Here is an 18,108-nt window from a genome sequence, read left to right as displayed (position 1 = left end):
ATGATCGATGCAAAGCAATTAAACAGCTTGGCGTTAGCGTATATGGGTGATGCGGTATATGAACAATATATCCGCTATCACCTCCTTCAAAAAGGAAAAGTTCGACCTAATCAATTACACCGCTTAGGGACGAGCTTTGTTTCAGCAAAAGCACAGGCGAAAGTTGTTTATCATTTATTAGAGACGGCATTTTTGACAGAGGAAGAAGAGGCGGTATTAAGAAGAGGGCGTAATGCAAATTCAGGTACAGTTCCGAAAAATACGGATGTACAAACATATCGACATAGTACAGCCTTTGAAGCGCTAATTGGTTACCATCATTTATTAAATAATCGTGAAAGATTAGACGAAATTGTATATAAGGCAATTGCAGTTTTAGAAGAAAAGGAAGGGGGCACATCATCATGACTAGTGAATATATTATCGGACGTAACCCTGTAATTGAAGCGTTAAGATCAGGGAGAGATATTAATAAAATTTGGATCGCAGAAGGTGCTGCCAAAGGACAAGTACAAATTGTACTAGCATTAGCGAAAGAAAATAAGATTATTTTACAACATGCACCAAAGAAAAAGTTAGATCAATTAGTTGAGGGTAATCATCAAGGTGTAATTGCTCAAGTAGCTGCATATCAGTATGCAGAGTTAGAAGATTTATTCAAAGTGGCAGAAAAACGTAATGAAGATCCGTTCTTCTTGATTTTAGATGAGATTGAAGATCCGCATAACCTAGGTTCTATTATGCGTACTGCTGATGCAACAGGAGCTCATGGAATTATTATTCCGAAGAGAAGAGCTGTGGGACTTACCGCATCAGTTGCGAAAGCATCAACAGGAGCGATTGAATACATTCCTGTTGCGCGCGTAACAAACTTATCTCGTACAATTGATGAATTAAAAGAGCGTGGACTTTGGATTGCTGGTACAGATGCCAAAGGGAAAACGGATTACCGTAATTTAGATGGTACAATGCCGATTGGATTAGTAATTGGTAGTGAAGGAAAAGGTATGAGTCGTATTATTGGTGAAAAGTGTGATTTCTTAATCACTCTACCGATGGTTGGTAAAGTTACATCCTTAAATGCTTCAGTAGCCGCAAGTTTGTTAATGTATGAGGTATATCGTAAACGTCACGAAATTGGTAAATAAAAAATGAACGATATTTTAATCGTTGACGGCTACAACATTATCGGAGCTTGGGGAGATTTGAAGAAACTGCGGGATGTAGATTTACAATCATCAAGAGATGCGCTTATTGATAAGATGGCGGATTATCAAGGTTATACAGGCACAAAAGTGATGATAGTCTTTGATGCCTATACAGTCCATGGTATTGAAAAAAAGATGAAACAATCTCGTGTAGAAGTAATATTCACACGAAAGAATCAAACTGCAGACGAAAAGATAGAGCAACTTGCGATAGAGCTTAGAAATATAAATACACAAATATATGTTGCGACTTCTGATTATACAGAACAATGGGTTATATTTGCGCAAGGTGCCCTTCGAAAATCTGCGCGTGAATTAGAGTTGGAAGTACAAGCAATGGAACAACAAGTAAGAAGGCGTACAAAAGACGCGAAAGAACAGCAGCCCGCCATGCGAAAGATATTTAGTAAAGATATTACAGAAAAATTAGAAAAATTAAGAAGAGGAGAGCGTTGAAGCATTGACGCTCTTTATCTTTTTACTGTATAATATTGCTAAATAAATAGCGGTCGGAGGGATCAAGGTGGAAGCAGGCTTCGTAAGTATAGGCGACGTTACATTTCGTGATTTAGAGGATGAGGCAATCGTTGAGTTAGTTCGAAAAGGTAATACTGACGCTCTAGAATATTTAATTCACAAGTATAAGAACTTTGTTCGTGCGAAATCAAGATCTTACTTTTTAGTGGGTGCCGATCGAGAAGACATTGTTCAAGAAGGTATGATAGGGTTGTTTAAAGCAATTCGTGATTATAAAGAGGACAAGCTGTCTTCATTCAAAGCATTTGCTGAACTATGTATCACTCGACAAATTATTACCGCTATTAAAACGGCAACAAGACAAAAACATATTCCTTTAAATTCGTATGTGTCTTTAGATAAGCCGATTTACGATGAGGAATCTGATCGAACGTTATTGGATGTTATTTCTGAAGCGAAGGTGACTGATCCTGAAGAGATGATCATTAGCCAGGAAGAATATACAGACATAGAATCAAAAATATCTGAATTATTAAGCGATTTAGAAAGAAAAGTGCTTTCTTTATATTTAGATGGTCGTTCTTATCAAGAGATTTCAGAACAGTTAAACAGGCATGTGAAATCTATTGATAACGCTTTACAAAGAGTAAAGAGGAAATTGGAACGATATATGGAAATGAGAGAAAGTACAACTTTAAATTCATAAGAAGTAACAAGTGCTACAGGTGTAAAATAAATCACCTGTTTTCTTTTGTAGAGAGTACAAAATGCATGTCATTGACATTGTCTTTTATTGTATGATACATTTTTAGGGACATAATGTTACAAGGTTGGTGTAACTAATGAGGAAAAAAGTTGTACTCTCATGTGAAGAGTGTAAAAATCGAAACTACTCTACTATGAAAGATACGAGCTCAATAGAGCGACTTGAAATAAAAAAGTTTTGTAAAACATGCAATCAGCATACAGTTCACAAGGAAACAAAATAAATAATTGAAATAATACACTGGAGGTCCCGCAGATGCGTTTAACGAACTTTTTCGGCGATGTAGGTCGCGAAATGAAAAAAGTAAGTTGGCCTAAAAAAGATGAATTACTCCGCTCAACAGCGACTGTTGTTGCTACAGTTGTGTTCTTTGCGATTTTCTTCGCAGTAGTTGATATGGGCATTTCTTCTTTAATTCGGTTAATTCTTGGTTAATTCTTGAATAAGAAGCACTTATCCATGATATAATGTTATTTATAAGAACTGTGTAAAAGCCCGGTGAACGGGTTTTTTCATTTGCGCAAAAAAATGTACGTCAGGGAGGGAAGGACGCTCGTCCTAAATGAATGGAAAAAAGTTGGTATGTTGTCCATACTTATTCTGGATATGAAAATAAAGTAAAAGCAAACCTAGAGAAACGTGTAGAATCAATGGGTATGCAAGATAAAATTTTCCGTGTTGTTGTCCCGGAAGAAGTAGAAGTAGAAATGAAAAACGGAAAAGAAAAATTAATGAAAAGAAAAGTGTTCCCAGGTTATGTATTAGTAGAATTAATCATGACTGATGACTCTTGGTATGTTGTACGTAACACGCCGGGTGTAACTGGGTTCGTTGGTTCTTCTGGTTCTGGATCTAAACCATCACCTCTATTAGAAGAGGAAGTTGTTACCATTATGAAACATATGGGAATGGACAACGAAGTGGTTGATTTCGACTTTGAACTTCATGAGACAGTACGTGTAAATGAGGGGCCATTCGCAGATTATACAGGTGCTATTGAAGAAATTGATGTGGAGAAGAAAAAGGTTAGCGTGCTTGTGGACATGTTTGGTCGCGAGACTCCAGTTGAACTTGACTTCCATCAAATTGAAAAATTATAAAATGAAACTTGAAATGAATTGTAAAAAGTGATAATATCTTTTAAGTCAGTACGTCTTCGTTATCGGAGACGTTTTTTGAAAGATTTTATCCTTACAGATAAAATATGACGTGGGAGGGCAAATCACTGTCCAATTGACCACATCACGGACTTAAGGAGGTGTGTCTCGTGGCTAAAAAGGTAATTAAAATGGTAAAGCTTCAAATTCCTGCAGGTAAAGCTAACCCAGCTCCACCAGTTGGTCCAGCATTAGGACAAGCAGGTGTTAACATCATGGGCTTCTGTAAAGAGTTTAACGCTCGTACAGCAGATCAAGCTGGTCTTATCATCCCTGTTGAAATTACGGTATTTGAGGACCGTTCATTCACTTTCATTACTAAAACTCCTCCTGCTGCTGTTCTTCTTAAGAAAGTAGCTGGTATTGAGTCTGGTTCTGGTGAACCGAACCGTAATAAAGTGGCAACTGTTAAGCGTGATAAAGTACGCGAAATCGCTGAAACTAAAATGCCTGACCTAAACGCTGCTAGCGTAGAAGCTGCAATGCGTATGGTTGAAGGTACTGCACGCAGTATGGGCATCGTTATCGAAGACTAATTCGATTTGTTTTTAAAAAAGGTTGCGGGTCTGGAATTCCAATTCGCAACCTTTATTATCGTAAATGATTATCGTTTTTAAATAAATGGATGGCGCTCATCCTCAGGTTATACCTGAAAACAGGCGTAAACGTGGGAGGTTATTCCGCTAAAACCACATTCGAGGAGGAAATAAAAATGGCTAAAAGAGGTAAAAAGTACGTAGAAGCTGCAAAGCTTGTTGATCGTGCAGCTGCTTACTCTGCAACAGAAGCAGTAGAATTAGTAAAGAAAACAAACACAGCTAAATTTGATGCAACTGTAGAAGCTGCATTCCGTTTAGGTGTTGACCCTAAGAAAGCTGACCAACAAATTCGTGGCGCAGTTGTTCTTCCACACGGTACTGGTAAAGTACAACGTGTATTAGTATTTGCTAAAGGTGAAAAAGCTAAAGAAGCTGAAGCTGCTGGAGCTGACTTCGTAGGCGATACTGATTACATCGGTAAAATCCAACAAGGTTGGTTCGATTTCGATGTAGTAGTAGCAACTCCTGACATGATGGGTGAAGTTGGTAAACTTGGTCGCGTATTAGGACCTAAAGGTTTAATGCCAAACCCTAAAACTGGAACAGTTACTTTCGATGTAACTAAAGCTGTTAACGAAATCAAAGCTGGTAAAGTTGAATACCGCGTTGATAAAGCTGGTAACATCCACGTTCCAATCGGTAAAGTATCTTTCGAAGATGCTAAATTAGTAGAAAACTTCAAAACAATTGCTGACACTTTACAAAAAGTTAAGCCAGCTGCTGCAAAAGGTACTTACATGAAGAACGTAACAGTTGCTTCTACAATGGGACCTGGCGTACGTGTAGACGTTTCTACATTAGCGTAAATTTTGGAAGTTGACTTCATAAAGAAGTTTTAATATAATCATTTATGTTGTGAATTTAATTAGTGTACCGTAGACAGTAGGTGTCAATAGACTTAATTTCCTACCTAGGTGTTAATATACGAAGCGGAATCTTTTTTCTGTGACTATATGCCTCCATGTCTACAAGTTGGGCATGGAGGTTTTTAGTGCACTTTCGGTACATCTTCTATATAATCTACAGGAGGTGTAATAACATGAGCAAAGTAATCGAAACTAAACAACAAGTTGTAACTGAAATCGCGGACAAACTTCGCGCTAGTAAATCTACAATCGTTGTTGACTACCGTGGTTTAACAGTTTCTGAAGCAACAGAATTACGTAAGCAATTACGTGAAGCTGGCGTTGAGTTCAAAGTTTACAAAAACTCTCTAACTCGTCGTGCTGCAGAATCTGCTGAAATGGCTGAGTTAAATGAATTCTTAACAGGACCAAACGCAATCGCGTTCAGTAACGAGGATGTAGTTGCTCCTGCGAAAGTATTAAACGACTTCGCTAAAGATCATGAAGCTTTAGAAATTAAAGCGGGCGTAATCGAAGGTAAACTTGTAACACTTGATGAGGTTAAAGCAATCGCTACTCTTCCATCACGTGAAGGCTTACTTTCTATGCTTCTTAGCGTTCTTCAAGCTCCAATCCGTAACCTTGCACTTGCTACTAAAGCAGTTGCAGACCAAAAGGAAGAGCAAGGCGCTTAATTTTTTAAAAGATAATTACGTATTATCGATAAAACAACACAAACCTATTTAAGGGAGGATATTTACAATGACTAAAGAACAAATCATTGAAGCAGTTAAATCTATGACTGTATTAGAACTTAACGACTTAGTAAAAGCTATCGAGGAAGAATTCGGCGTAACTGCTGCTGCTCCTGTAGCTGTTGCTGGTGGCGCTGGAGAAGCTGCTGCTGAGAAAACTGAATTTGATGTGGAACTAACTAGCGCTGGTGCACAAAAAATCAAAGTTATCAAAGTTGTTCGTGAAATCACTGGTCTTGGCTTAAAAGAAGCTAAAGAATTAGTTGACAACACTCCAAAAGTAATCAAAGAAGCTGCTGCTAAAGAAGAAGCTGAAGAAATCAAAGCTAAACTTGAAGAAGTTGGCGCTGCTGTAGAAGTTAAGTAATTAACTTTTGATGCTTTAAAAAAAGCTCGCTCTCATGCGAGCTTTTTTTTTAACTGTAAAGAAAAGAGGTGGCCATATGGCAGACCATTATTTTTCTAACGACCCTTCTAGTAAAAGTGATCGTAAGCGATGGGAGTTTGCCCTTCGTGGATCTCGATTCACTTTCTTATCTGACCATGGGGTGTTCTCGAAAAACGAAGTGGACTTTGGTTCCCGTCTTTTAATTGAAGCGTTTCAAATGCCAGATATTAAAGGTGATATATTAGACGTAGGTTGCGGATACGGTCCTATTGGTTTGTCGTTAGCGAAAGAGTTTCAAGGTCGTGAAGTTCACATGGTGGATGTGAACGAGAGGGCACTTGGGCTTGCGAAAGAAAACGCCGCTAATAACAAAATCGAGAATATACGTATTTTTCAAAGTAGCGTCTATGAAAATGTAGATGGTAAGTATGCTGCTATTCTATCTAACCCTCCGATTCGTGCGGGTAAAGATATCGTACATGAGATTTTAGAAAAAGCTGTGGAGTATTTAGTTCCAGATGGAGAGCTTTGGATTGTTATTCAAAAGAAACAAGGTGCACCGTCTGCGCTAAAAAAACTAGAAGAAGTATTTTCTGAAGTTGAGTTTGTAGAAAAGAAAAAAGGATATTATATCATAAAATCAAAAAAACGTTGACGGTTATTTTTGGCTATGTTAACATTATACAATGCCAATATATGATTTTCTGCGTTGAGAAAGATGTATATTTTTGTTTCTCTTGGAAAAGATAGTAAAATCAGCAGATTATGAAACAGAATGATGGTTTTCTTATAGAAGCCATTTTTCTTTTTTGAGCAGGTAGAAAGACTCAACGTATTTATCTTTAAGAGAAAGAGACTACGCTAATAGCAGTAGTTGTATTTATTTGTGATTTTGCACAAATTTTTTTGTGCATTTATAATACTCATGATTTGAGGGGTGAAGCAGTTGACAGGTCAACTAGTTCAATACGGACGCCACCGCCAACGAAGAAGTTATGCCCGTATTAGTGAAGTATTAGAGTTACCAAATCTTATCGAAATTCAAACCTCTTCTTATCAGTGGTTTCTTGATGAGGGTTTGCGAGAAATGTTCCAAGACATTTCTCCGATTGAAGACTTTACGGGAAATCTATCGCTTGAATTTATCGACTACAGCTTAGGTGAACCTAAATACTCTGTAGACGAATGCAAAGAGCGTGATGTGACGTATGCAGCACCACTTCGTGTAAAAGTGCGTCTAATCAACAAGGAAACTGGTGAAGTAAAAGAACAAGATGTGTTCATGGGAGATTTCCCACTCATGACAGAGACTGGAACATTCGTAATTAACGGTGCAGAACGTGTTATCGTTTCCCAGTTAGTTCGCTCTCCAAGCGTATACTATAGTGGCAAAGTGGATAAAAACGGAAAACGTGGTTTTACTGCTACTGTAATTCCAAACCGCGGAGCTTGGTTAGAGTATGAGACAGATGCTAAGGATGTTGTATATGTGCGTATTGACCGTACGCGTAAACTTCCTGTAACTGTTTTGTTACGCGCATTAGGGTTTGGCTCTGATCAAGAAATCACCGAGCTTTTAGGTGATAACGAATACTTAAGCAACACATTAGAAAAAGACAACACAGATAGCACAGAAAAAGCATTGCTTGAAATTTATGAGCGTCTACGTCCTGGTGAACCACCAACAGTAGAAAATGCTAAGAGCTTACTTGTGTCTCGTTTCTTTGATCCAAAGCGCTACGATTTAGCAAATGTAGGTCGCTATAAGATCAACAAGAAGTTACACATTAAAAACAGATTGTTTAATCAACGTTTAGCTGAAACATTAGTGGATCCAGAAACTGGTGAAATTTTAGCGGCAGAAGGAACAATCTTAGATCGTCGTACACTTGATCGCATTTTACCTTACTTAGAGAAAAACATTGGATTCAAAACAGCGAAACCAATGGGTGGAGTGGTAGAAGGCGATGTTGAGCTGCAATCTATTAAGATTTATGCTCCTGAGTCGGAAGGCGAACGCGTAATTAATGTAATTGGTAATGCAAACATTACTCGTGATGTGAAACACATCACACCAGGTGATATCCTTGCTTCTATCAGTTACTTCTTCAACCTACTATACAAAGTAGGGGATACAGATGATATTGACCATTTAGGAAACCGTCGTCTGCGTTCTGTTGGAGAACTGTTACAAAATCAATTCCGTATCGGTCTTTCTCGTATGGAACGTGTTGTTCGTGAGAGAATGTCGATCCAAGATACAAATGCAATTACACCACAGGCACTAATTAATATTCGTCCTGTTATTGCATCTATTAAAGAGTTCTTCGGAAGTTCTCAGTTATCTCAGTTTATGGACCAAACAAACCCATTAGCAGAGTTAACTCACAAACGAAGACTATCTGCATTAGGACCTGGTGGTTTAACGCGTGAGCGCGCAGGCTTTGAAGTGCGTGACGTTCATTACTCTCACTACGGTCGTATGTGTCCGATTGAAACACCAGAGGGACCAAACATCGGTTTGATTAACTCATTATCTTCGTTCGCGAAAGTAAATGAGTTTGGTTTCATTGAAACACCATACCGTCGTGTTGACCCAGAAACTGGTCTTGTAACAGGGCATGTTGATTACTTAACAGCAGATGAAGAAGATAACTATGTTGTAGCCCAAGCGAATATGAAATTATCTGACGAAGGTGAATTCCTAAGTGAAGATATCGTAGCTCGTTTCCGTGGTGAAAACATTGTCACAAATAGAGAACGCATCGACTACATGGATGTATCTCCAAAACAAGTAGTGTCGGCAGCGACAGCTTGTATTCCGTTCTTAGAAAACGATGACTCTAACCGCGCACTTATGGGAGCGAACATGCAACGTCAGGCGGTTCCGTTAATGAATCCGGAATCTCCGATTGTAGGTACAGGTATGGAGTACGTATCAGCAAAAGACTCAGGTGCTGCAGTAATCTGTAAACATCCTGGTGTTGTTGAGCGCGTAGAAGCACGTGAAGTTTGGGTACGTCGCTATGTAGAAGTTGACGGTCAAACAGTAAAAGGCGACTTAGATCGCTACAAAATGCAAAAATTCATTCGTTCTAACCAAGGAACTTGTTACAACCAACGTCCAATCGTAAGTGTTGGAAATGAAGTTGTAAAAGGTGAAATCCTTGCGGATGGTCCTTCTATGGAATTAGGTGAACTAGCACTTGGACGTAACGTGCTTGTTGGCTTCATGACTTGGGACGGTTATAACTACGAGGATGCGATCATCATGAGTGAGCGCCTTGTAAAAGATGATGTGTACACTTCTATTCATATTGAAGAATATGAATCAGAAGCTCGTGATACGAAGCTTGGACCAGAAGAAATTACACGTGACATTCCAAACGTTGGGGAAGACGCATTACGTAACCTTGACGAGCGCGGTATCATTCGCGTTGGTGCTGAAGTAAAAGATGGAGATTTACTTGTTGGTAAAGTAACACCTAAAGGTGTAACAGAATTAACAGCTGAAGAACGTCTATTACATGCTATCTTTGGAGAAAAAGCGCGTGAAGTACGTGATACATCACTACGTGTACCACACGGTGGTGGCGGTATTATCTTAGACGTAAAAGTATTCAACCGTGAAGATGGCGATGAATTGCCACCAGGCGTGAATCAACTTGTACGTGCATATATCGTTCAAAAACGTAAAATTTCTGAAGGTGACAAGATGGCCGGACGTCACGGTAACAAAGGTGTTATTTCTCGTATTTTACCAGAAGAAGATATGCCTTACCTACCAGACGGTACGCCAATCGATATCATGTTAAACCCATTAGGGGTACCATCTCGTATGAATATCGGTCAGGTATTAGAGCTTCATCTTGGTATGGCAGCAAGATACCTTGGCATTCACATTGCAACACCAGTATTCGATGGTGCTCGTGAGGAAGATGTTTGGGGCACAATTGAAGAAGCTGGTATGGCAAATGACGCGAAAACAATCCTGTATGACGGACGTACTGGTGAACCATTCGATAACCGCGTATCTGTTGGTGTCATGTATATGATCAAACTTGCGCACATGGTTGACGATAAACTTCATGCTCGTTCTACTGGACCATACTCACTTGTAACGCAGCAACCTCTTGGAGGTAAAGCTCAGTTCGGTGGACAGCGTTTCGGTGAGATGGAGGTTTGGGCACTTGAAGCTTACGGTGCTGCTTATACTCTTCAAGAAATCTTAACAGTGAAGTCTGATGATGTTGTTGGACGTGTTAAGACTTATGAAGCAATTGTTAAAGGCGAAAATGTTCCAGAACCAGGCGTTCCTGAATCATTCAAAGTATTGATTAAAGAGCTGCAAAGTTTAGGTATGGACGTTAAAATGATGTCTAGCGACGATACAGAAATTGAAATGCGTGATACAGAAGATGACGATGATCATCAATCAGCAGATAAATTGAATGTCGAAGTTGAGACAACTAAGGAATAATTGGGATAACCTGTAGACTAAAAGGGAGGTAGGCCCCTTGATAGATGTAAATAACTTTGAATATATGAAGATTGGACTTGCTTCACCTGACAAGATTCGTTCTTGGTCATACGGTGAAGTTAAGAAACCAGAAACTATTAACTATCGTACGTTAAAGCCTGAAAAAGATGGCTTGTTCTGTGAGCGTATTTTCGGACCACAAAAGGACTGGGAATGTCATTGCGGAAAATACAAACGTGTACGTTATAAAGGTGTAGTTTGTGATCGATGTGGCGTTGAAGTAACGCGTGCAAAAGTACGTCGTGAACGTATGGGTCATATCGAATTAGCTGCTCCTGTATCTCATATTTGGTATTTCAAAGGTATCCCGAGCCGCATGGGACTTGTCTTAGACATGTCCCCTCGCGCGCTTGAAGAAGTAATTTATTTCGCTTCTTATGTTGTAACAGAAAGTGGAGATACACCACTTGATAAGAAGCAATTACTTTCTGAAAAAGAATACCGTGCATATCGTGATCGATATGGTAGCACATTCCAAGCTGCTATGGGTGCAGAAGCAATTAAAAAGCTACTACAAGACATCGATTTAGATAAAGAAGTAGACTTCTTAAAAGAAGAATTAAAAACAGCACAAGGACAACGCCGTACTCGTGCTATTAAACGTCTAGAAGTATTAGAAGCATTCCGTAACTCTGGAAATGAACCGTCTTGGATGATCTTAGATGTTCTACCAGTAATCCCACCAGAACTACGCCCAATGGTACAGTTAGACGGTGGACGTTTTGCTACTTCTGACTTAAACGACTTATACCGTCGTGTAATTAACCGTAACAACCGTTTAAAACGTCTATTGGACTTAGGTGCACCAAGCATCATCGTTCAAAACGAAAAACGTATGTTACAAGAAGCTGTAGACGCATTAATCGATAATGGTCGTCGTGGCCGTCCAGTTACTGGGCCAGGTAACCGTCCATTAAAATCACTATCTCACATGCTTAAAGGTAAACAAGGACGTTTCCGTCAAAACTTATTAGGTAAACGTGTTGACTACTCTGGTCGTTCTGTAATCGTTGTAGGACCGAACTTAAAGATGTATCAATGTGGATTACCAAAAGAAATGGCGCTTGAACTGTTCAAACCTTTCGTAATGAAAGAGTTAGTTGAAAAAGGATTAGCACATAACATTAAGAGTGCGAAACGTAAAATCGAGCGTGTACAACCTGAAGTTTGGGACGTTTTAGAGTCTGTGATTAAAGAACATCCAGTACTTCTAAACCGCGCACCAACACTTCACCGTCTTGGTATCCAGGCGTTTGAACCTACATTAGTAGAAGGTCGCGCAATCCGTCTTCACCCACTTGTATGTACTGCATACAACGCGGACTTTGACGGTGACCAAATGGCCGTTCACGTACCTTTATCATCAGAAGCTCAAGCTGAAGCTCGTCTTCTTATGTTAGCGGCACAAAACATCTTGAACCCGAAAGACGGTAAACCAGTTGTTACTCCATCTCAGGATATGGTATTAGGTAACTATTACTTAACACTTGAGCGTGAAGGTGCAATCGGTGAAGGTATGGTCTTCAAAGATGCAAATGAAGCATTGCTTGCATATCAAAATGGATATGTTCATCTTCATACACGTGTTGCAGTAGCTGCAAGTGCAGTAAACAACGCAACATTTACTGAAGAGCAAAAGAGTATGCTTCTATTAACAACAGTTGGTAAATTAATATTTAACGAAATCTTACCAGAGTCGTTCCCTTATATTAATGAACCAACAAATTCAAACCTTGAAAAAGAAACACCAGCGAAATATTTCGTTGAAAAAGGTGCGAACATTAAAGAAATTATTGCTAGTCGCGAAGAAGTGGCGCCATTTAGCAAGAAGATCCTTGGTAACATCATTGCGGAAGTGTTCAAACGTTTCCAAATTACAGAAACGTCTCGCATGCTTGACCGTATGAAAAACTTAGGATTCAAGTACTCTACAAAAGCTGGTATTACAGTTGGGGTATCTGACATTCTTGTATTAGGCGAAAAAGATGAAATTCTCCACGAAGCACAAGCAAAAGTAGATAATGTAATTAAACAATTCCGTCGCGGTTTAATCACGGAAGAAGAACGTTACGATCGCGTTATCTCTATTTGGAGTAATGCAAAAGATGTTATCCAAGGAAAACTGATGAAATCCTTGAATAAACGCAACCCAATCTTCATGATGAGTGACTCAGGTGCCCGTGGTAACGCATCTAACTTTACTCAGCTTGCTGGTATGCGTGGTCTTATGGCCAATCCATCTGGTCGTATCATCGAACTTCCAATCAAATCGAGTTTCCGTGAAGGTTTAACAGTACTTGAGTACTTCATCTCTACGCATGGTGCGCGTAAAGGTCTTGCCGATACAGCACTTAAAACTGCCGATTCTGGTTACTTAACACGTCGTCTTGTTGACGTTGCACAAGATGTAATCGTTCGTGAAGATGATTGTGGAACAGATCGCGGTTTATTAATTGGTGCGATTAAAGAGGGTAATGAAGTTATCGAGTCATTATATGATCGTCTTGTTGGACGTTTTGCAAGAAAAACTGTAAAACATCCTGAAACAGGTGAAGTATTAGTTGCTGAAAATCAATTAATTACTGAAGATATCGCTCATATCGTTGAAAATTCGGGTGTTGAAACTGTAAACATTCGTTCAGCGTTTACGTGTAACACTCGCCACGGTGTATGTAAGAAGTGTTACGGTCGTAACTTAGCAACTGGAACAGACGTAGAAGTAGGAGAAGCGGTAGGTATTATCGCAGCTCAATCTATCGGTGAGCCAGGTACACAGTTAACGATGCGTACATTCCATACAGGTGGGGTTGCCGGAGATGATATTACTCAAGGTTTACCTCGTATCCAAGAGATCTTCGAAGCTCGTAATCCGAAAGGTCAGGCAGTTATCAGTGAAATCGACGGTGTTATCGCAGCGATCAACGACGTTAAAGATCGCCAAGAAGTAGTTGTACAGGGTGAAGTTGAAGCTCGTACGTATGCTATTCCTTACGGTGCTCGTCTGAAAGTAACTCCAGGACAGCCAATTAGCCACGGTAAAGAGTTAACAGAAGGTTCTATTGATCCGAAAGAATTACTAAAAGTAACGGACATTACGGCGGTTCAAGAATACTTATTACGTGAAGTTCAAAAAGTATACCGTATGCAAGGGGTAGAAATTGGTGACAAACACGTAGAAGTAATGGTACGTCAAATGTTACGTAAAGTTCGTGTAAGTGATGCAGGTGAAACAGATGTATTACCAGGAACATTACTAGATATCCATCAGTTCACTGATGCGAATGCTAAGGTCTTACTGCAAGGTAAGCAACCAGCAACAGCTAGACCTGTTCTACTTGGTATTACAAAAGCTTCACTTGAAACAGATTCATTCTTATCTGCAGCATCGTTCCAAGAAACAACTCGTGTCTTAACTGATGCAGCAATTAAGGGTAAACGCGATGAACTTCTAGGATTAAAAGAAAATGTTATTATCGGTAAACTTGTTCCTGCTGGAACAGGTATGAATCGTTATCGCAAAGTGGATCTTGTAAAAACAACACAAGATGACATGAATGTAGAAAACGATGAGGTTTATGTGGAACAGTAAAATTTTCCGGCATAAATTTTGTATAAAAACAATTAATCTTAGTTGACATTGTATGAGTCAAAATGTTACTATAATCAAGGTTGCTCCTGAACGATGCTTTGGAGGATATTTATATGTCTTATCAAAAAGTATCAACTGCTGAAAATGTAGTCGTTGGTCATAAACGTACATTGGAGGCAATCAAAAATGGTACAGTTAAAGAAGTTGTCATCGCAGAGGATGCTGACATGCGGTTAACCCATGCTATCATTCGTGTTGCAATGCAATATAACGTGCCCATAACAAAAGTTGAATCAGTTCGTAAGCTTGGTAAAGCTTCGGAGATTCAAGTGGGAGCTTCAGCAATAGGAATAATAAGTTAAAACTGTTTTTGTGAGGAGAGAGCATTTGCTCTTCCTTGCAAAAACTTTGTTTTCAACTAATAATGAACCACCTGGATATGTGGTCATACAAACATGCGAAGGGAGGATAATCAAATGCCTACTATTAACCAATTAGTGAGAAATGGTCGTACTGATAAAGTATGGAAATCTAAATCACCTGCGTTAAACAAAGGTTTTAACTCTTTAAAGAAAAAATCAACTGATATCTCTGCACCTCAAAAACGTGGTGTATGTACTCGTGTTGGTACAATGACTCCAAAGAAACCTAACTCAGCGTTACGTAAATACGCTCGTGTACGTTTAACAAACGGTATCGAGGTTACAGCTTACATCCCAGGTATCGGTCATAACCTACAAGAGCATAGCGTAGTATTAATTCGCGGTGGTCGTGTAAAGGATTTACCGGGGGTACGTTACCACATCGTTCGTGGTGCGCTTGACACAGCTGGTGTTGACAAACGTATGCAAGGACGTTCTAAATATGGTACTAAGAGACCAAAACCTGCTAAAAAATAATAACTTTAAAATGAAAGGAGGAACTCAATATGCCTCGTAAAGGACCTGTTGCGAAACGTGACGTGTTACCAGATCCAATGTACAATTCGAAGCTAGTAACACGCCTTATCAACAAAATGATGGTTGACGGTAAAAAAGGTAAATCTCAAACAATTCTTTATAATGCGTTCGATATCGTAAACGAACGTACTGGTAAAGAGCCAATGGAAGTATTCGAGCAAGCTCTTAAGAACATCATGCCTGTTCTTGAAGTACGCGCTCGTCGTGTTGGTGGTGCTAACTACCAAGTTCCAGTTGAGGTTCGTCCAGAACGCCGTACAACTTTAGGTCTTCGTTGGTTAGTAAACTACGCTCGTCTTCGTGGTGAAAAAACTATGGAAGAGCGTCTTGCTAACGAAATCTTAGATGCAGCTAACAACGCTGGTGCATCTGTTAAGAAACGTGAAGACACTCATAAAATGGCAGAAGCTAACAAAGCATTTGCTCATTACCGTTGGTAGGATTCAACGTAAAATAAATGTAAGCATAAACCGCTTTATTTGTCGCTTATGGAAGTGTGGAGAGGGAGAATGCCTCTCCCTTTCATCGGGCGCTCGTTTTACATAATGAGAGTACTGGACATACTGACATGTGTAACAATATAAAGTGGCTTTTTTGCTACTTAAAATAAAAAAATCCAATCCATATATGGAAGGAGCAAGACACCAAATGGCAAGAGAGTTCTCTTTAGAAAACACTCGTAATATTGGTATCATGGCTCACATCGATGCTGGTAAAACAACAGCAACTGAGCGTATTCTGTACTACACAGGACGTATTCATAAAATCGGTGAAACTCACGAAGGTGCATCTCAGATGGACTGGATGGAGCAAGAGCAAGAGCGTGGTATCACAATTACTTCTGCTGCAACTACAGCACAATGGAAAGGTCATCGTGTAAACATCATTGATACTCCAGGACACGTAGATTTCACAGTAGAAGTAGAACGTTCTTTACGCGTACTTGATGGCGCTGTAGCGGTACTTGATGCGCAATCTGGTGTAGAACCACAAACAGAAACTGTTTGGCGTCAGGCTACTACTTACGGCGTACCTCGTATCGTATTCGTTAACAAAATGGATAAGATCGGTGCAGATTTCTTATACTCTGTAGGAACAATCCACGATCGTTTACAAGCAAACGCACATCCAATTCAGTTACCAATCGGTGCTGAAGATGAGTTCAATGGTATCATTGACCTTGTTGAAGAGTGTGCTTACATGTACGGTAACGATTTAGGAACAGACATTCAACGTGTTGAAATTCCTGAAGAGCACAAAGAATTAGCTGAAGAATACCGTGGAAAACTTATTGAAGCGGTAGCTGAGCTTGATGAAGAAATGATGATGAAGTACCTAGAAGGTGAAGAAATCACTGTAGAAGAGCTTAAAGCTGGTATCCGTAAGGCTACAACTTCTGTAGAATTCTTCCCAGTAATCTGTGGTTCTGCATTCAAAAACAAAGGTGTTCAAATTCTGTTAGACGCAGTTATCGACTACCTTCCATCACCACTAGATGTACCTGCTATTAAAGGTACTCTACCGGATACAGATGAAGAAGTAGAACGTAAGTCTAGCGATGAAGAACCATTCGCAGCTTTAGCATTCAAAATCATGACTGACCCTTATGTTGGTAAGTTAACGTTCTTCCGTGTGTACTCTGGTGTGTTAAACTCTGGATCATACGTGAAAAACTCAACTAAAGGTAAGCGTGAGCGTGTAGGTCGTATCCTACAAATGCACGCTAACAGCCGTGAAGAGATTTCAACAGTTTACGCTGGTGATATCGCTGCTGCTGTAGGTTTAAAAGATACTACTACTGGTGATACTCTTTGTGACGAGAAGAGCCTTGTTATCCTTGAGTCTATGGAATTCCCAGAGCCAGTTATCTCTGTAGCTATCGAACCAAAATCTAAAGCTGACCAAGATAAAATGGGTACAGCATTATCTAAGCTTTCTGAAGAAGATCCAACATTCCGTGCTCACACTGACCAAGAAACTGGCCAAACTATCATCGCTGGTATGGGTGAACTTCACCTTGATATCATCGTTGACCGTATGCGTCGTGAATTCAAAGTGGAAGCAAACGTTGGTGCTCCTCAGGTAGCATACCGTGAGACTTTCCGCGCTGCTGCGAAAGTTGAAGGTAAGTTCGCTCGTCAATCTGGTGGTCGTGGACAATTCGGTCACGTTTGGATTGAGTTTGAACCTAACGAAGAAGGTAAAGGATTCGAATTCGAAAACAAGATCGTCGGTGGTGTAGTTCCTCGTGAATACATCCCAGCTGTTGGAGCAGGTCTTGAAGATGCACTTAAAAATGGTGTACTAGCTGGTTATCCACTAGTTGACATTAAAGCTGCATTAGTTGACGGATCTTACCATGATGTCGATTCATCTGAGATGGCGTTCAAAATCGCTGCATCTATGGCACTTAAAGCTGCGGTTTCTAAATGTAGCCCAGTAATTCTTGAGCCAATGATGAAAGTTGAAGTTGTAATTCCTGAAGAGTACATGGGTGACATTATGGGTGACGTAACATCTCGTCGTGGACGTGTAGAAGGTATGGAAGCTCGCGGTAACGCACAAGTTGTTCGCGCTATGGTTCCACTTTCTGAAATGTTCGGTTATGCAACGTCATTACGTTCTAACACTCAAGGACGCGGAACATTCTCTATGGTGTTTGACCACTATGAAGAAGTACCAAAGTCTGTTTCTGAAGAAATTATCAAAAAAAATAAAGGTGAATAATTGATTTTTATCGATTGTTCAAGTATAACTACTTATGTAAGCTTAGAAAGTGGGACGTAAGTTTCACTTTCTAGTCTAAATATAAAATAACCTATATA

General features: G+C 39.7%; 18 protein-coding genes and 1 other annotated feature. All 18 genes read left to right on the top strand.

Features of this window, described 5'->3' with window-relative positions; all coding sequences use genetic code 11:
• The 18 genes from MR168_RS10670 to fusA all read left to right on the top strand — a co-directional run bounded on the left by MR168_RS10670 (position 1) and on the right by fusA (position 18,010).
• Complete coding sequence (locus MR168_RS10670; RefSeq protein WP_000564261.1) at positions 1-408, top strand: Mini-ribonuclease 3; 408 nt, start codon at positions 1-3, stop codon at positions 406-408.
• Positions 405-1,148 (top strand): 23S rRNA (guanosine(2251)-2'-O)-methyltransferase RlmB, encoded by a 744-nt coding sequence (gene rlmB, locus MR168_RS10665; protein ID WP_000200237.1) that lies wholly within the window; start codon positions 405-407, stop codon positions 1,146-1,148. The genes MR168_RS10670 and rlmB overlap by 4 nt, the downstream gene beginning before the upstream one ends.
• A gap of 3 nt (positions 1,149-1,151) precedes the next feature.
• The gene (locus tag MR168_RS10660; RefSeq protein WP_000997880.1) at positions 1,152-1,664 is read left to right on the top strand and encodes an NYN domain-containing protein; all 513 of its coding nucleotides are present in this window, start codon (positions 1,152-1,154) and stop codon (positions 1,662-1,664) included.
• A 67-nt stretch (positions 1,665-1,731) separates the two neighbouring features.
• Positions 1,732-2,391, top strand: a complete 660-nt coding sequence (locus tag MR168_RS10655) for an RNA polymerase factor sigma-70 (RefSeq protein WP_000387193.1) — start codon at positions 1,732-1,734, stop codon at positions 2,389-2,391.
• Positions 2,392-2,527: 136 nt separating this feature from the next.
• On the top strand, positions 2,528-2,674 hold the full coding sequence (rpmG, locus tag MR168_RS10650) for a 50S ribosomal protein L33 (protein WP_014481927.1): 147 nt from the start codon (positions 2,528-2,530) through the stop codon (positions 2,672-2,674).
• Positions 2,675-2,706: 32 nt separating this feature from the next.
• Complete coding sequence (secE, locus tag MR168_RS10645; RefSeq protein WP_001241323.1) at positions 2,707-2,886, top strand: preprotein translocase subunit SecE; 180 nt, start codon at positions 2,707-2,709, stop codon at positions 2,884-2,886.
• 131 nt (positions 2,887-3,017) lie between these two features.
• Positions 3,018-3,551, top strand: coding sequence for a transcription termination/antitermination protein NusG (gene nusG, locus MR168_RS10640; protein ID WP_000415794.1), 534 nt, complete (start codon positions 3,018-3,020; stop codon positions 3,549-3,551).
• A gap of 167 nt (positions 3,552-3,718) precedes the next feature.
• A complete protein-coding gene (gene rplK, locus MR168_RS10635; RefSeq protein WP_001085872.1) occupies positions 3,719-4,144 on the top strand; it encodes a 50S ribosomal protein L11 in 426 nt (141 codons plus the stop codon).
• Between the two features lie 176 nt (positions 4,145-4,320).
• Entirely contained in the window at positions 4,321-5,013 is a 693-nt protein-coding gene (gene rplA / locus MR168_RS10630) for a 50S ribosomal protein L1 (protein WP_001987630.1), read from the top strand.
• 49 nt (positions 5,014-5,062) lie between these two features.
• Positions 5,063-5,207: a sequence feature (ribosomal protein L10 leader region), on the top strand.
• Between the two features lie 39 nt (positions 5,208-5,246).
• Complete coding sequence (gene rplJ, locus MR168_RS10625) at positions 5,247-5,747, top strand: 50S ribosomal protein L10 (RefSeq protein WP_000048716.1); 501 nt, start codon at positions 5,247-5,249, stop codon at positions 5,745-5,747.
• Between the two features lie 67 nt (positions 5,748-5,814).
• Positions 5,815-6,174, top strand: a complete 360-nt coding sequence (gene rplL / locus MR168_RS10620; RefSeq protein WP_000159736.1) for a 50S ribosomal protein L7/L12 — start codon at positions 5,815-5,817, stop codon at positions 6,172-6,174.
• A gap of 76 nt (positions 6,175-6,250) precedes the next feature.
• The gene (locus MR168_RS10615; RefSeq protein ID WP_086412303.1) at positions 6,251-6,850 is read left to right on the top strand and encodes a class I SAM-dependent methyltransferase; all 600 of its coding nucleotides are present in this window, start codon (positions 6,251-6,253) and stop codon (positions 6,848-6,850) included.
• A gap of 291 nt (positions 6,851-7,141) precedes the next feature.
• Positions 7,142-10,675 carry a DNA-directed RNA polymerase subunit beta gene (gene rpoB / locus MR168_RS10610; protein WP_000147553.1) on the top strand — a complete coding sequence of 1,178 codons (3,534 nt, stop codon included), beginning with the start codon at positions 7,142-7,144 and terminating at the stop codon, positions 10,673-10,675.
• 37 nt (positions 10,676-10,712) lie between these two features.
• Positions 10,713-14,324, top strand: a complete 3,612-nt coding sequence (gene rpoC, locus MR168_RS10605; RefSeq protein ID WP_000567939.1) for a DNA-directed RNA polymerase subunit beta' — start codon at positions 10,713-10,715, stop codon at positions 14,322-14,324.
• A 113-nt stretch (positions 14,325-14,437) separates the two neighbouring features.
• Positions 14,438-14,686: a ribosomal L7Ae/L30e/S12e/Gadd45 family protein gene (locus tag MR168_RS10600; protein WP_086412302.1), complete on the top strand. Its 249-nt coding sequence runs from the start codon at positions 14,438-14,440 to the stop codon at positions 14,684-14,686.
• A 114-nt stretch (positions 14,687-14,800) separates the two neighbouring features.
• Positions 14,801-15,223, top strand: a complete 423-nt coding sequence (gene rpsL, locus MR168_RS10595; RefSeq protein WP_001142341.1) for a 30S ribosomal protein S12 — start codon at positions 14,801-14,803, stop codon at positions 15,221-15,223.
• A 29-nt stretch (positions 15,224-15,252) separates the two neighbouring features.
• Positions 15,253-15,723 carry a 30S ribosomal protein S7 gene (gene rpsG, locus MR168_RS10590; protein ID WP_001137491.1) on the top strand — a complete coding sequence of 157 codons (471 nt, stop codon included), beginning with the start codon at positions 15,253-15,255 and terminating at the stop codon, positions 15,721-15,723.
• 208 nt (positions 15,724-15,931) lie between these two features.
• Complete coding sequence (fusA, locus tag MR168_RS10585; protein ID WP_000090370.1) at positions 15,932-18,010, top strand: elongation factor G; 2,079 nt, start codon at positions 15,932-15,934, stop codon at positions 18,008-18,010.
• Positions 18,011-18,108 lie beyond the last annotated feature (98 nt).

The sequence above is a fragment of the Bacillus cereus group sp. BfR-BA-01356 genome (genome assembly GCF_022663635.1).
Lineage (GTDB): Bacteria > Bacillota > Bacilli > Bacillales > Bacillaceae_G > Bacillus_A > Bacillus_A cereus.
The sequence above is the reverse complement of the archived record's forward strand: the minus strand, read 5'-3'. Positions and strand labels throughout refer to the sequence as shown.